Origin of the sequence: Lacinutrix sp. (assembly GCF_037625555.1) — a bacterium.
Classification (GTDB): Bacteria; Bacteroidota; Bacteroidia; order Flavobacteriales; family Flavobacteriaceae; genus Lacinutrix.
In genome coordinates this window covers 1-14386 of record NZ_JASJHV010000072.1, presented here as the reverse complement: position 1 = coordinate 14386, position 14386 = coordinate 1, and the positions used below count along the sequence as shown (strand labels likewise).

The 14386-nt window shown below is 33.0% G+C and carries 13 protein-coding genes and 5 tRNA genes; all 18 read right to left on the bottom strand.

What is annotated here, in order from left to right; all coding sequences use genetic code 11:
* Positions 1-38 precede the first annotated feature (38 nt).
* Positions 39-3851, bottom strand: coding sequence for a DNA-directed RNA polymerase subunit beta (gene rpoB / locus QNK89_RS06075; RefSeq protein ID WP_340170142.1), 3813 nt, complete (start codon positions 3849-3851; stop codon positions 39-41).
* A gap of 124 nt (positions 3852-3975) precedes the next feature.
* A complete protein-coding gene (gene rplL / locus QNK89_RS06070) occupies positions 3976-4350 on the bottom strand; it encodes a 50S ribosomal protein L7/L12 (RefSeq protein ID WP_340170126.1) in 375 nt (124 codons plus the stop codon).
* Between the two features lie 56 nt (positions 4351-4406).
* The gene (gene rplJ / locus QNK89_RS06065) at positions 4407-4928 is read right to left on the bottom strand and encodes a 50S ribosomal protein L10 (RefSeq protein ID WP_340170125.1); all 522 of its coding nucleotides are present in this window, start codon (positions 4926-4928) and stop codon (positions 4407-4409) included.
* Between the two features lie 19 nt (positions 4929-4947).
* Positions 4948-5637 (bottom strand): 50S ribosomal protein L1, encoded by a 690-nt coding sequence (gene rplA / locus QNK89_RS06060; RefSeq protein ID WP_340170124.1) that lies wholly within the window; start codon positions 5635-5637, stop codon positions 4948-4950.
* 17 nt (positions 5638-5654) lie between these two features.
* Positions 5655-6095 (bottom strand): 50S ribosomal protein L11, encoded by a 441-nt coding sequence (gene rplK / locus QNK89_RS06055; protein WP_340170123.1) that lies wholly within the window; start codon positions 6093-6095, stop codon positions 5655-5657.
* 71 nt (positions 6096-6166) lie between these two features.
* On the bottom strand, positions 6167-6718 hold the full coding sequence (nusG, locus tag QNK89_RS06050; protein ID WP_340170122.1) for a transcription termination/antitermination protein NusG: 552 nt from the start codon (positions 6716-6718) through the stop codon (positions 6167-6169).
* A 10-nt stretch (positions 6719-6728) separates the two neighbouring features.
* Positions 6729-6923, bottom strand: a complete 195-nt coding sequence (gene secE, locus QNK89_RS06045) for a preprotein translocase subunit SecE (protein WP_340170121.1) — start codon at positions 6921-6923, stop codon at positions 6729-6731.
* Between the two features lie 88 nt (positions 6924-7011).
* A tRNA-Trp gene (locus QNK89_RS06040) sits at positions 7012-7084 on the bottom strand.
* Positions 7085-7147: 63 nt separating this feature from the next.
* Positions 7148-8335: an elongation factor Tu gene (gene tuf / locus QNK89_RS06035; protein ID WP_340170120.1), complete on the bottom strand. Its 1188-nt coding sequence runs from the start codon at positions 8333-8335 to the stop codon at positions 7148-7150.
* 71 nt (positions 8336-8406) lie between these two features.
* Positions 8407-8478: transfer RNA gene (locus QNK89_RS06030), tRNA-Thr, on the bottom strand.
* Between the two features lie 10 nt (positions 8479-8488).
* Positions 8489-8561, bottom strand: a tRNA-Gly gene (locus QNK89_RS06025).
* A gap of 30 nt (positions 8562-8591) precedes the next feature.
* Positions 8592-8673 (bottom strand) — tRNA-Tyr (locus tag QNK89_RS06020).
* A gap of 66 nt (positions 8674-8739) precedes the next feature.
* Positions 8740-8813, bottom strand: a tRNA-Thr gene (locus tag QNK89_RS06015).
* A 333-nt stretch (positions 8814-9146) separates the two neighbouring features.
* Positions 9147-10037, bottom strand: coding sequence for a tyrosine-type recombinase/integrase (locus QNK89_RS06010; RefSeq protein WP_340170119.1), 891 nt, complete (start codon positions 10035-10037; stop codon positions 9147-9149).
* 28 nt (positions 10038-10065) lie between these two features.
* Positions 10066-11484, bottom strand: coding sequence for a carboxypeptidase-like regulatory domain-containing protein (locus QNK89_RS06005; RefSeq protein WP_340170118.1), 1419 nt, complete (start codon positions 11482-11484; stop codon positions 10066-10068).
* A gap of 159 nt (positions 11485-11643) precedes the next feature.
* Entirely contained in the window at positions 11644-12816 is a 1173-nt protein-coding gene (locus QNK89_RS06000; protein ID WP_340170117.1) for an acyl-CoA dehydrogenase family protein, read from the bottom strand.
* A gap of 11 nt (positions 12817-12827) precedes the next feature.
* Entirely contained in the window at positions 12828-13703 is an 876-nt protein-coding gene (locus QNK89_RS05995) for a helix-hairpin-helix domain-containing protein (RefSeq protein WP_340170116.1), read from the bottom strand.
* A 24-nt stretch (positions 13704-13727) separates the two neighbouring features.
* A partial coding sequence (locus tag QNK89_RS05990; RefSeq protein WP_340170115.1) for an alanine:cation symporter family protein occupies positions 13728-14386 on the bottom strand: 659 nt, incomplete at its 5' end.

Genomic DNA, 14386 nt, shown 5'->3' with positions numbered 1-14386 from the left:
ATGTAGTAAGTAAATAATACATCTCTAATAGAAAATTATTATTCTTCTAATCTAATGTCTAATCCTAATCCTTTCAATTCGTGCATAAGTACGTTGAAAGATTCTGGTAATCCTGGATCTGGCATTGGTTCACCTTTTACGATTGCTTCGTACGTTTTAGCTCTACCAACTACGTCATCAGATTTTACTGTAAGGATTTCTCTAAGGGTTGCAGAAGCACCATATGCCTCTAAAGCCCAAACTTCCATCTCACCAAAACGTTGTCCACCAAATTGTGCTTTACCACCTAATGGTTGTTGTGTAATTAATGAGTATGGCCCTATAGAACGTGCGTGCATTTTATCGTCTACCATATGCCCTAATTTAAGCATGTAGATTACACCAACTGTTGCTGGCTGATCGAAACGCTCACCTGTTCCACCATCATATAAATAAGTATGACCATATCTTGGAATTCCAGCTTCATCTGTTAATTCGTTAATTTGATCAATTGTAGCTCCATCGAAAATTGGTGTTGCATAAGTACGACCTAAATCTTGTCCAGCCCAACCTAATACAGTTTCATAAATTTGTCCAATATTCATACGCGATGGTACACCTAATGGATTTAATACAATATCTACAGGCGTTCCATCTTCTAAGAAAGGCATATCTTCTTGACGTACAATACGTGCTACAATACCTTTGTTACCATGACGTCCTGCCATTTTATCACCAACTTTAAGTTTACGCTTTTTAGCGATATAAACTTTAGCTAATTTTATGATTCCTGCTGGTAATTCATCTCCTACAGAAATTGTAAACTTCTCACGACGTAAAGAACCTTGTAAGTCATTTTCTTTAATCTTGTAGTTATGAATTAAGTCTGCTATTAACTTATTAGTCTTGTCGTCTGTTGTCCAAGTACCAGAAGTTAAGTGCGTATACTCATCTACAGCGTTTAACATTTTTAAACTAAATTTCTTACCTTTTGGTAAAACTTCCTCTCCTAAATCGTTAAAGATACCTTGTGATGTTTTTCCATTTACAATAGTAAAAAGTTTTTCAACTAATACAGCCTGTAAATCATCAAACTTAGAATTATAAAGCCCTTCTAATTGAGCGATATCTTCTTTATCTTGAGCTCTTTTGCGCTTGTCTTTAATAGCACGAGCAAATAATTTTTTATTAATTACTACACCATGTAAAGATGGAGATGCTTTTAAAGAAGCATCTTTTACATCTCCTGCTTTGTCACCAAAGATGGCACGTAATAATTTTTCTTCTGGTGTAGGATCACTTTCTCCTTTTGGAGTAATTTTTCCAATAAGAATATCTCCTGGTTTAACCTCTGCACCAATACGGATCATTCCATGCTCATCAAGATCTTTTGTAGACTCTTCTGAAACATTAGGAATATCATTAGTTAGTTCTTCATTACCTAATTTTGTATCTCTAACATCTAAAGAATACTCATCAATATGAATCGATGTAAATATATCTTCACGAACAACTTTTTCTGAAATTACAATGTCATCCTCAAAGTTATACCCTTTCCAAGGCATAAAGGCTACTTTCATATTTCTTCCTAAAGCTAATTCACCTTTTTGTGTTGCATAGCCTTCAGATAAAACCTGTCCTTTAGTAACTTTATCTCCTTTCTTAACGATAGGTTTTAAGTTTATTGAAGTTCCTTGGTTTGTTTTTCTATATTTAACTAAAGCATAAGATTTAGTATCACTGTCAAAACTTACTTTAGCTTCATCTTCAGTACGCTTATATTTTATAACAATTTCATTTGCATCAACATACTCTACTACACCTTTTCCTTCTGCATTAATTAATACACGAGAATCTGAAGCAACTTGTCTTTCTAGACCTGTTCCTACAATTGGTGCTTGAGGTAACAATAATGGTACTGCCTGACGCATCATGTTAGATCCCATTAATGCACGGTTGGCATCATCATGTTCTAAGAAAGGAATTAATGAAGCCGAAATAGAAGATATTTGGTTTGGTGCAACATCTGTATAATGAATATCTTTAGGATCCATTACCGGAAAATCACCTTCCATACGAGCAATTACTTTGTCGTGTAAAATTTTACCATTAACATCAACTTTTACAGTTGCTTGGGCTATTAATTTCTCTTCTTCTTCTTCTGCACTTAAATATATTGGTGTTCCTTTTATATCTACTACACCATTGGTTACTTTTCTATATGGTGTTTCGATGAATCCCATAGAATTCACTTTTGCATATACAGATAAAGATGAAATTAATCCAATGTTTGGACCTTCAGGTGTTTCAATAGGACATAAACGACCGTAGTGAGTATAGTGTACATCACGAACCTCGAATCCAGCTCTTTCTCTTGATAAACCTCCTGGTCCTAATGCTGATAGACGACGCTTATGCGTAATTTCTGCAAGAGGATTGGTTTGATCCATAAATTGAGATAATTGGTTAGTACCAAAGAAAGAATTAATAACAGACGATAAAGTCTTTGCATTAATTAAATCTATAGGTGTAAAAACTTCGTTATCACGAACGTTCATACGTTCACGAATAGTACGAGCCATACGTGCTAAACCAACACCAAACTGAGAAGATAATTGCTCACCTACTGTACGAACACGACGGTTAGATAAGTGATCGATATCATCAATCTCTGCTTTAGAGTTTATTAACTCTATCAAATATTTAATAATAGTTATAATATCTTCTTTAGTAAGCACTTGCTTATCCATTCCAATATCTAACTGTAATTTTTTGTTCATTCTATAACGACCTACTTCTCCTAAAGAGTAACGTTGATCACTAAAGAATAATTTATCTATAATACCACGTGCTGTTTCCTCATCTGGCGGCTCAGCATTACGTAATTGTCTGTAGATATGTTCAACTGCCTCTTTTTCAGAGTTTGTTGGATCTTTTTGAAGCGTATTATGTATAATCGCATAGTCTCCTTGTTGTGCACTTTCTTTATGTAAAAGAATAGTTTTAACACCTACTTCAAGGATTTCCTTAATATTATCTTTATCTAATTCTGTATCACGGTCAAGCACAATCTCGTTACGTTCGATAGATACAACTTCGCCAGTATCTTCATCAACGAAATCTTCATGCCAAGTATTTAGAACACGTGCGGCAAGTTTACGACCTAAAATTTTCTTTAAACCTGACTTTGAAACTTTCACCTCTTCAGCTAGGTCAAAAATTTCAAGAATATCTTTATCTTTTTCAAAACCTATGGCTCTGAATAAAGTTGTTACAGGTAATTTTTTCTTTCTATCAATGTATGCATACATTACTTGGTTGATATCCGTAGCGAACTCAATCCAAGATCCTTTGAAAGGAATAACTCTTGCTGAATATAATTTTGTTCCATTTGCATGGAATGATTGCCCAAAAAATACACCTGGAGATCTATGTAATTGAGATACTACTACACGTTCTGCACCATTAATACAGAAAGTACCAGAAGGTGTCATGTAAGGTATTGTTCCTAAATACACATCTTGAACAATAGTCTCGAAATCCTCATGTTCAGGGTCTGTACAGTACAGTTTTAACCTTGCTTTTAATGGAACGCTATAAGTAAGCCCTCTTTCTATACACTCTTCAATAGCATATCTTGGTGGATCGATAAAGTAATCTAAGAATTCTAATACGAATTGATTACGAGTATCTGTAATTGGAAAGTTCTCCATGAAGGTATTATACAATCCTTCATTACCTCTTTCTTCAGATTTTGTTTCAAGTTGGAAAAAATCCTGGAAGGATTTGATTTGAATATCCATAAAATCTGGATATTCAGTTCTATTAATAATAGACGAGAAATTTAATCTTTCAGCTTGTGTTACTAACATCAATGGACGAAATTTTGATTAAAAAAAAATACTTGGATATAGGTATTACCTATATACGACAAATGGTCTAGGTCTAAGAGCATGTGCTCCAGACCTAAACCTTTGTAAAAACTATTGGTATTGCTTACTTAAGCTCAACCTCTGCTCCTGCCTCTTCTAACTGAGTTTTAAGAGCCTCTGCTTCATCTTTAGAAACTGCTTCTTTGATTGCACTTGGTGCATCATCAACTAAACCTTTTGCTTCTTTTAATCCTAAACCAGTTAATTCTTTAACTAATTTTACTACAGCTAACTTAGCGCCACCTGCAGCTTTTAAGATTACATCAAATTCTGTTTGCTCTTCAGCAGCGTCTCCACCACCAGCAGCTGGTCCTGCCATAGCTACTGCAGCAGCAGCAGGCTCGATACCATATTCATCTTTTAATATAGCTGCTAACTCATTTACTTCTTTAACTGTAAGGTTAACTAACTGTTCTGCGAAATCTTTTAAATCTGCCATTTGTAATAATTTTTTTTAATTTTTAATATTTAAGTGTAAAGTGCGTACTTTTTAAATTATCCCTCTTTTTGAGATAATGTTTTAAGAATTCCTGAAAGTTTTCCTCCACTTGATTTAAGTGCTGTAATAACATTCTTAGCAGGAGATGGTAATAATCCAAGAATAGCCCCAATTAATTCTTCTTTTGATTTAATATCAACTAACATATCTAGTTGATCGTCTCCTATGTAAACTGCTTCTTCAATGAAAGCTCCTTTTAATAAAGGTTTTTCTGATTTCTTACGAAAAGCTTTAATTACTTTAGCTGGAGCATTACCAGTTTCAGAATACATTACAGAAGTATTACCTTTAAGCGTTGATGGTAAGTTTCCGAAATCTCTTTCTGAAGCTTCCATAGCTTTTTCAAGTAATGTGTTTTTTACAACTGCTAATTTTATGTTTGCTTTAAAACAAGCACGACGTAAATCTGAAGTAGTACCTGCGTTTAAACCAGATATATCTGCTAAATAAATGTTAGCATTATCGGCTAATTGAGCAGTTAATTCTACTATAACTTTTGATTTTTCTTCTCTTGTCATGATATAAGTTATTTAACTACTAACCGATTTTCGTATCAACTGCAATACTTGGACTCATTGTAGAAGACATAAAAATGCTTTTTACATAAATTCCTTTAGAAGCAGTTGGCTTCAGTTTCATTAATGTTGTTAATAATTCGTTTGCGTTACCTTCAATTTTGTCTGCACTAAAAGATGCTTTTCCAATAGCTGCGTGAACGATACCAGTTTTATCTACTTTAAAGTCAATTTTACCAGCTTTTACTTCTGTTACAGCTTTTGCTACATCCATAGTAACTGTACCAGTCTTTGGGTTAGGCATCAAGCCACGAGGACCTAATACACGACCTAAAGGGCCTAATTTACCCATAACACTTGGCATAGTAATAATTACATCAACATCTGTCCAACCACCTTTGATTTTATCAAGATACTCGTCTAAACCTACGTAATCTGCTCCTGCTTCTTTAGCTTCTACTTCTTTGTCTGGAGTTACTAATGCTAATACTTTAACATCTTTACCTGTACCATGAGGAAGAGATACAACACCTCTTACCATTTGATTTGCTTTTCTAGGGTCTACACCTAAACGCACAGCTAAATCTATTGAAGCATCAAACTTTGTATTAGATATTTCTTTTATTAAGGCTGATGCTTCTTGAATTGAATAAACTTTATCCTTATCAATTTTAGCAATTGCCTCTTTACGTTTCTTTGTTAATTTTGCCATTTTAAAATCTTTTTAGGTTAATTAGGTGCTACACCACCTTTAACAGTTATACCCATAGATCTAGCAGTTCCTGCGATCATTTTCATTGCTGAATCGATAGTAAATGCATTTAAATCTACCATTTTATCTTCTGCAATAGTTTTCACTTGATCCCAAGTTACCTTAGCTACTTTACGTACATGAGGTTCACCTGATCCTTTTTTTACTTTGGCCGCTTCTAATAATTGTACTGCAGCTGGAGGAGTTTTGATTACAAAATCAAACGATTTGTCTTTGTAAACAGAAATAACAACTGGTAATACTTTACCAGCTTTATCTTGGGTTCTAGCATTAAACTGCTTACAGAATTCCATGATATTAACACCAGCAGCACCTAAAGCGGGTCCAACCGGTGGCGACGGATTCGCTGCACCTCCCTTTACTTGTAATTTGACTACTTTGCCTAATTCTTTTGCCATTTTAAATAATTTAGTTTCGTATTAAATCTATTTTTGAAGCTGATTTAACACTTTCTTTATTGTAACAATTATTAAATTTTTTCTACTTGCATGTAACTTAATTCTAATGGTGTTTTTCTTCCAAAAATCTTAACCATTACTTCAAGCTTACGTTTCTCTTCATTGATATTTTCAATAGTGCCATCAAACCCATTAAAAGGACCATCTATAACTTTTACAGTTTCGCCTTTTGTAAATGGAATAGCTACACTTGCATCCATATCAGATAACTCATCTACCTTACCTAACATCCTATTAACCTCAGACTGTCTTAAAGGCAATGGATCTCCTCCTTTTGTAGCTCCTAAAAAGCCTATTACATTAGTAATTGACCTTATGATATGAGGCACTTCTCCTGTAAGATTGGCTTTAATCATTATGTAACCACTAAAATAAACCTTCTCTTTATTTATCTTCTTTCCGTTTCTTATTTGTACTACGTTCTCTGTAGGCACTAAAACTTGCTCAACATAATCTTGAAAACCTAAACGAGCAATCTCATTCTCGATGTAAGTTTTAATCTTATTCTCTTGACCACTTACTGCTCTAACTACGTACCACTTTTTTTCTCCTACTTCAGCCATAAACTTTATATTAACTAATTAATTTAAAGTATTCACTAATAACTTTACTGAAAACAGTATCAACTCCCCAAATTGCTAAAGAGAATATGATTGAAAATACTGCAACTAAAATGGTTAACCTTTGCACTTCTGGCCAAGGTGTCCATGTTACATTATTTTTCAATTCACCAAATGATTCTTTTATATATCCTACTATTCCAGCCATTTTAATCTTTAATTTAAAGAAAAACATATTACTACATTTTTCAAATTTATTTTAGAAAACAAGGCTAAAAAGCCCTTATCACTATAAGCACGGGTTGAGAGACTCGAACTCCCGACACCTGGTTTTGGAGACCAGTGCTCTACCAACTGAGCTAAACCCGTAAATATAAGTCAAGGTGTCACGAATAACGAGACACCTTAACTCTATATTTATTAGACTAGTACTTAGTCTAAAATCTCTGTTACTTGACCAGCTCCAACAGTTCTACCTCCTTCACGTATAGCGAAACGAAGACCAACATTCATTGCAATAGGTTGAATTAAATCAACATGAATTGTTAAGTTATCACCTGGCATAACCATCTCTACACCTTCTGGTAATGCAATATTACCAGTTACATCAGTAGTACGAACGTAAAACTGTGGACGGTAGTTATTATGGAATGGAGTATGACGTCCACCTTCTTCTTTTTTAAGTACATAAACCTCTGCTTTAAACTTAGCATGTGGTGTTACAGAACCTGGCTTACAGATTACCATACCTCTAGAAATCATACTTTTTTCAATACCTCTTAATAAGATACCAGCATTATCACCTGCTTCACCTCTATCTAATATCTGACGGAACATTTCAATTCCAGTAATAGTAGAAGTTAATTTTTCAGCACCCATACCTATGATTTCAACTGGATCTCCAGTATTAGCAATACCTGTCTCAATACGACCAGTTGCTACAGTACCACGTCCTGTAATTGAAAACACATCTTCAATTGGCATTAAAAAATCTTTATCAATCTCCCTTAATGGCTCTTCAATCCATGCATCAACAGCTTCCATTAATTCTAAAACTGTATCTACCCATTTTTTCTCACCGTTAAGAGCTCCTAAAGCAGAACCAGAAACTACAGGTCCATTATCACCATCATACTCATAGAATGATAATAACTCACGAACTTCCATATCTACTAATTCTAACAGCTCTTCATCATCAACCATATCCACTTTGTTTAAGAATACTACCATTCTTGGGATACCTACCTGACGCCCTAACAAGATATGCTCACGTGTTTGTGGCATTGGACCATCAGTTGCAGCTACAACTAATATAGCTCCGTCCATTTGTGCAGCACCTGTAACCATATTCTTAACATAATCGGCGTGACCTGGACAATCTACGTGTGCATAGTGACGATTTAAAGTTGCATATTCTACGTGTGAAGTATTAATTGTTATACCTCTTTCTTTTTCTTCTGGAGCGTTATCAATCTGATCGAATGACCTTGCTTCTGAATATCCTGCATCAGCTAATACTTTAGTAATAGCAGCAGTTAAAGTTGTTTTACCGTGATCTACGTGTCCAATTGTACCAATGTTTAAGTGTGGTTTTGAACGATCGAAAGTTGCCTTTGCCATGTTTTAATAATTTAATCTTAGTTATATAATAATATTAATGTTCTACTTTTTTGTTGTTATTTAAAAAATCGAGCCAATGACGGGAATTGAACCCGTGACCTCTTCCTTACCAAGGAAACACTCTACCTCTGAGCTACACCGGCTAAATATTAGAGCGAGAGACCGGGTTCGAACCGGCGACATTCAGCTTGGAAGGCTGACGCTCTACCAACTGAGCTACTCTCGCAATTATTTAAATTCTAAAATTCAAAATTAGTGGGGAGAGCAGGATTCGAACCTGCGAAGACGTAGTCAGCAGATTTACAGTCTGCCCTCGTTGGCCGCTTGAGTATCTCCCCAATTTTAAATTTTTTTTCAATCTTTTAAAGAACTTATAAAAAAACTTTTAAGCTTTCTTATTTTAGAGCCGATGGAGGGACTCGAACCCACGACCTGCTGATTACAAATCAGCTGCTCTAGCCAGCTGAGCTACATCGGCTTTTATAGCATTTTTTACATATAAAAAAAGCCCGCTATTTCTAACGGACTGCAAATGTATATATTTATTTAGAAATTCAAAAATATTTTAGATAAATATTTTTATAAATGTGCTCTTAATTTTGCTTTTCGCTTTTTTATTTGCTTTTCATGAGATATTGTTGCAAAATCGATAAGTTATTTTGACGATTTTACACCTACAATATTACTAAATCAACTCCTAGAATATTAATTATTGATTGATAAAATTCATTTTCTTTGTTACTAGAAATTTCTACTTTTCAAAAACATCTGATTTTACAATGATTAAATTTTGAATAACAAATAGTTATTTTCACTTTTTACTTCTTGGGTGTGCTTTTGAATATACTTTTTTGAGTTCTGCTATACTGTTGTGAGTATATACTTGAGTTGCTGCCAAACTTGAGTGACCTAGCAGTTCTTTTACAGCATTTAAATCGGCTCCTTGATTTAACAAATGTGTTGCAAAAGAATGCCTTAATATGTGTGGACTCTTTTTTACTTTATTAGAGGCTAGACTAAAATATTCATTAATGATTCTGTAAACAAGAGTTTCATAAATTTTAACTCCCTTATCTGTCAAGAAAAGTATTTCGTTATTTTTTATTTCATCAAGCTCATTTCTTTTTTTTAAATACAATCCTAATGTTTGTAAAACAGAACTCAATAATGGCACAAAACGTTCTTTGTTTCTCTTACCAAGAACTTTTAGAATCTTGTTCCCAATATCTATATCTGCTAACCTTAAATTTACTAATTCAATTCTTCTAATTCCAGTTGAATAAAATAATTCGATAATTAATTTATCTCTTATCCCTTTAAAGTTGTCTTGATAATGCAACTCATCTAGTGCAGTAGATATTTCTTTCTCAGAAAAAGGCACTTGTATTTTTTTACTTGTTTTTAAAGCTTTGTGCTTGGCCAAAGGATTAACTTGAATTTCTCCAATTTTTAATAAAAATTTATAATATGAATTTAAGGCTGATACTTTTCGGTTGATACTTCTATTAGCAATTTTAGCATTAACCAATTGAACAATCCAATTTCGTATTTGTGCATAGTTTACTTCACTAAGCGAAGAGTCCTGAAAATGATCCTCTAAAAAAGCTTGAAAAGCAGATAAATCTTTATTGTAAGCTTTTACAGTTAGTTTAGAATAATTTCTCTCTAACTCAAGGTAATCTGTAAAAGCCTTTATAGACATAGATTTTGTATTAATGTCAAAATAGTTACTACTCCTTAAATAAGGAAGCACGCTGAGATAAGTCGTAAATTAACTTCTCATCATCTTCACTTTCTAATAAAACATTATAAGTTTCCCAAAACTCTTTATTGTATGGTTTAGGAGAAAAAATATCCATATCCCAATTATTTTGTAGTTCTACATTGATTTTATCATGATCTAAAACAATATCTGAAAACAGTATTTCTTGTACAGTGTAGTAAAAACGTTCTTCTTTATTAAATTGTTCAGCAAGTTCTTCTTCTTGCTTGTTTTTAGGTTTAAAACCAACATTAACAAGTTTTGGCGTTTCATAATAAATGTAATTAGGATACATTTTATCGTTATACTCTTTATAATTTATAACTAGTTTGTGGTTTACTTGTGTATCAAACAAACGCTTACTTCTACTTTTTTGTTCTTTTGATGCTGCAATTAACTCATACTCTACTTTCTTAATAGCAAAATTATCGTAGTATATATATAGCCATCCGTTAGCTTCATATCCTTCATTGTAAATACCCTTAGTGTCTAAACCTACATAATCTGCTCCTTTATTTATTTTAATTTTGTAGAGCTTACGTTCATTGTCTACTAAAATTGTGTCTAATTTAAACTGATGAGTTTTTAAAATATCTTCGCCAAATAATGCTTTTCTACTGTTTACATTTCTAAACATATTAAGTTTGCCTTGAAATATATTTTGTAATCCATTTACTCTATTATCATTCCATTTAATAGCCTTTTTAAGTTCAGCAGTCTTTATTTGGATTCTTCTAAGGTTTTTTGGATTTGTTCTAGTTCTGTTATTATGGTTTAAGTACGATGCATAAGTAAAAAGGCTATCTATATCTCTAAGGTCATAACTTTTTCGCATTTGATCTACATTTATTTTTAAATGCTTGTTTGCTTGAACATTATATCCTGAATCGTATACAGAAATCGCACTCTCAATTAGCCATTTAAACTCTTTTTTATTACGTTCTTTATGTCTTAAAAAGCCTTTTTGTATATATGATGAATCTGGCATAGTTACAGGGAGCTCTGCAATTGCTTTTAATACAATTTCGTTTCCTGTTTTAGGCCTTGGTTCTGCTTCTAATACAACTTCATCTAGGGAAGCAACTTCTTCGACCAAGTAAATAGGGCCTGAAGAATCAAACTGATCTAAAGGAATTTTTTCTGTTGAGTATCCAATAGATGATACCACTAAAGTATCTGATACATTTTCTTTTGGAATTCGAAGTACAAACTTTCCATCTGCATTAGTTATTGTACCAATTGCTGTACTCTTAATATATACACTTGCACTTTCTACAGGTGCATCTTTAAAGAAGTCTACAACTTGATTACTTATTTCTTTTTGCGCAAAAGTAATTGTGCTGCATAAAAAGAATAAGATGCATATGATTTGATTTTGGTATTTCATGTGTCTTTGTTATTGATTTAATGGTCATGTGCAACACCATTTTATAAATTTACAAATACTTCAACTTAAAAAATGTTGTTATTTTCAAATAAGACCTATTTCTATTAACGAAGATATTTCTAAATTATTGAAATAAAATTAACAAAAACCTTTAAAGATTTAATGCTTCACAGCAGGTTTGTACTCTTTTTTATCAATTACCATTTTAGCGATAATCTCTCTTAAGATTTCTGATGTTCCTCCACCAATAGGTCCTAGTCTACTATCACGCAATAAGCGTGCCATTGGATATTCTTCCATATAACCATAGCCTCCTAACATTTGAAGACATTGATAGATTACATCGTCTGCCATTTTTGTAGAGCGCAACTTAGAAATAGTCGCTTCTTTTACTACATACTCATCTTTATCTAACCTAGCAGCTACTGAATAGTTGAATTCCTTACAAACTTCCATGTCTGCAAAACAGTCTGCCATTGTATGACGTAAGGCTTGAAATTTATTTATAGATTTTCCAAAAGCGTGTCGTTCTCCCATATACTTTACAGCATATTCTAGAGCAAACTCTGCTCTTGCATGCGCATTAATTCCCATAATTAAACGTTCTGAAGCAAAATGCTGCATAATATAAGGGAATCCTTTTCCTTCTTTACCCATTAAATGGCTAGCAGGAATAATAACATTATCGAATGCTATCTCACCAGTATCTGATGCTTTCCAACCTAACTTATCTAATTTAGTTGCTGAGACACCTTTAGTCTCTCTATCTATAATAAACATACTAATGCCTTTATTACCTAACTCTGGGTTAGTTTTAGCAGCTACTACAATATAATCGCTATAAACGCCATTAGTAATAAATGTTTTGGAGCCATTAATTACATAAGTATCTCCTTTTTTAACAGCAGTGGTTCTCATTCCAGCTACATCACTTCCGCCAAAAGGCTCAGTTACTGCCATTGCACCTATCATCTCTCCTGTGATACTTTTTGTTAAATATTTTTGTTTAATTTCTTCGCTACCTTCAGCATTTACATGAGTCATCGCTAAGTATGCATGTGCCCACATTGCTGCAGCAAAACCTCCAGAATTTATTTTTTGCAATTCTTCAAGGAAAATAACGGTATAAAATAAATCTAAATCCATACCTCCATAAGCCTCAGGATATGCTATCCCAAAAAAGCCCATTTCGCCGAATTTCTCCCAAATAAAACGTTCTATATGACCAGTTTCTTCCCACTTTTCTATATGTGTTACAACTTCTTTTTGTAAGAAATCTGCTAAACTTTGTCTAAATAAATTGTGTTCTTCTGTGAAGTATCTGCTATCCATTTTATTGTTTTCTAATTAGACTGCAAATATAACTTAATTATCTCTAATTTTTTAACAGGAAAATCTTTAACTTTTGTTAATTCCTCAATATTTTTATAGCCTTCGTGTAATGCTCTGTATTCTAAAATATTATGTGCGATTTCGTAATCTATAAACCTAATAGTTACCAACTCTGCTTTTGAAGCTGTGTTTAAATTAATTTTATTGATTGCTTTAGGTGTTTTTAAACTGAAAGATTTTTTAAGTTCTTCTATTGTTTCTGGTTTTAAGCCATAGACCTGATTTAACTCAACTATTGAAACAAAACCATTCTGTTTTGTTCTATAGTTAACAATACTATTTGCATAGTATTCGCCTATTCCATATACTTTTTGAAGTTGTACTGAAGTTGCCACATTTAAATCTATTTTCTCGTCTTCAGATTTTGGCTTATTGCTATTAAAAGTCTTTGTGTATTGCTTTTTAGGTTTTGGGTTTGTAACCCATTCTGGAAATTTAAAAAAAGGTGAGATTTTATTAAATATGGAATCTGATACTTTTGTAACTTGTTGAAACTGTTCTGGAGAATTAATCCATTTATCTTTTGCTCTAAAAGCTAAGAGCCTATTAATTTCTTCAGAACTCATTCCTAATGTATAACCTTTATAGTCTGTTATAAAATTTGGATTGAATGGATAGATTTTTGGTTTATGGTTTTCAATTTCAACCAATTTTAAAGAATCAATTTCATTTTGAAATAATTGTAATTCTTTTAAATCTGTAGTTATTTCTTCCGAAGAAAAATCTACGAATGCATAAATGCACTGAAGTGTTATTATAAGTATTAATAATAAAAAAATCCCATTTCGTTGTTGCTTAGTGAACTCGAAATAGGATTTAATTTGCATATTTTTTATATTAATATGTATCTGCTATTCCTTTTTTGTTTTAATAGCAGTCATAAACTTTGTAAGCTCTTCTTTTACTATAGGTGCAAGAAGTACTAAACCTATCATGTTTGGAACCATCATAGCAAATACCATTGCATCTGAGAAAGCTATTACAGACCCTAAACTTGCTGCAGAACCTATAACTACAAATACACAGAAAAGTACTTTGTAAACGTATTCGACTTTTTTTGTACGTCCGAATAGAAAAGACCATCCTTGGTAACCGTAATAAGACCATGAAATCATAGAGCTAAATGCAAATAAAACAACCGCTACAGTTAATACATATGGAAACCATGAGATTGAAGATTCAAAAGCGCTAGATGTTAATAGTATTGCTTGCGCATTACCTCCTGGAGGGCTAGATGGATCTACAAAACCAGTAATAATTAGTACTAAAGCCGTCATTGTACAAACAACAACAGTATCAATAAAAGGTTCTAATAAAGCTACTAAACCTTCACTTGCTGAATATTTCGTTTTTACTGCAGCGTGTGCTATAGAAGCAGAACCAATACCTGCTTCATTCGAGAATGCTGCACGTTTAAATCCTTGAACTAATACACCTACTATACCACCTGCAATTCCTTCTGGGCTAAATGCTCCATTCCAAATTGCTGAAAAAGCACTACCAATCATAT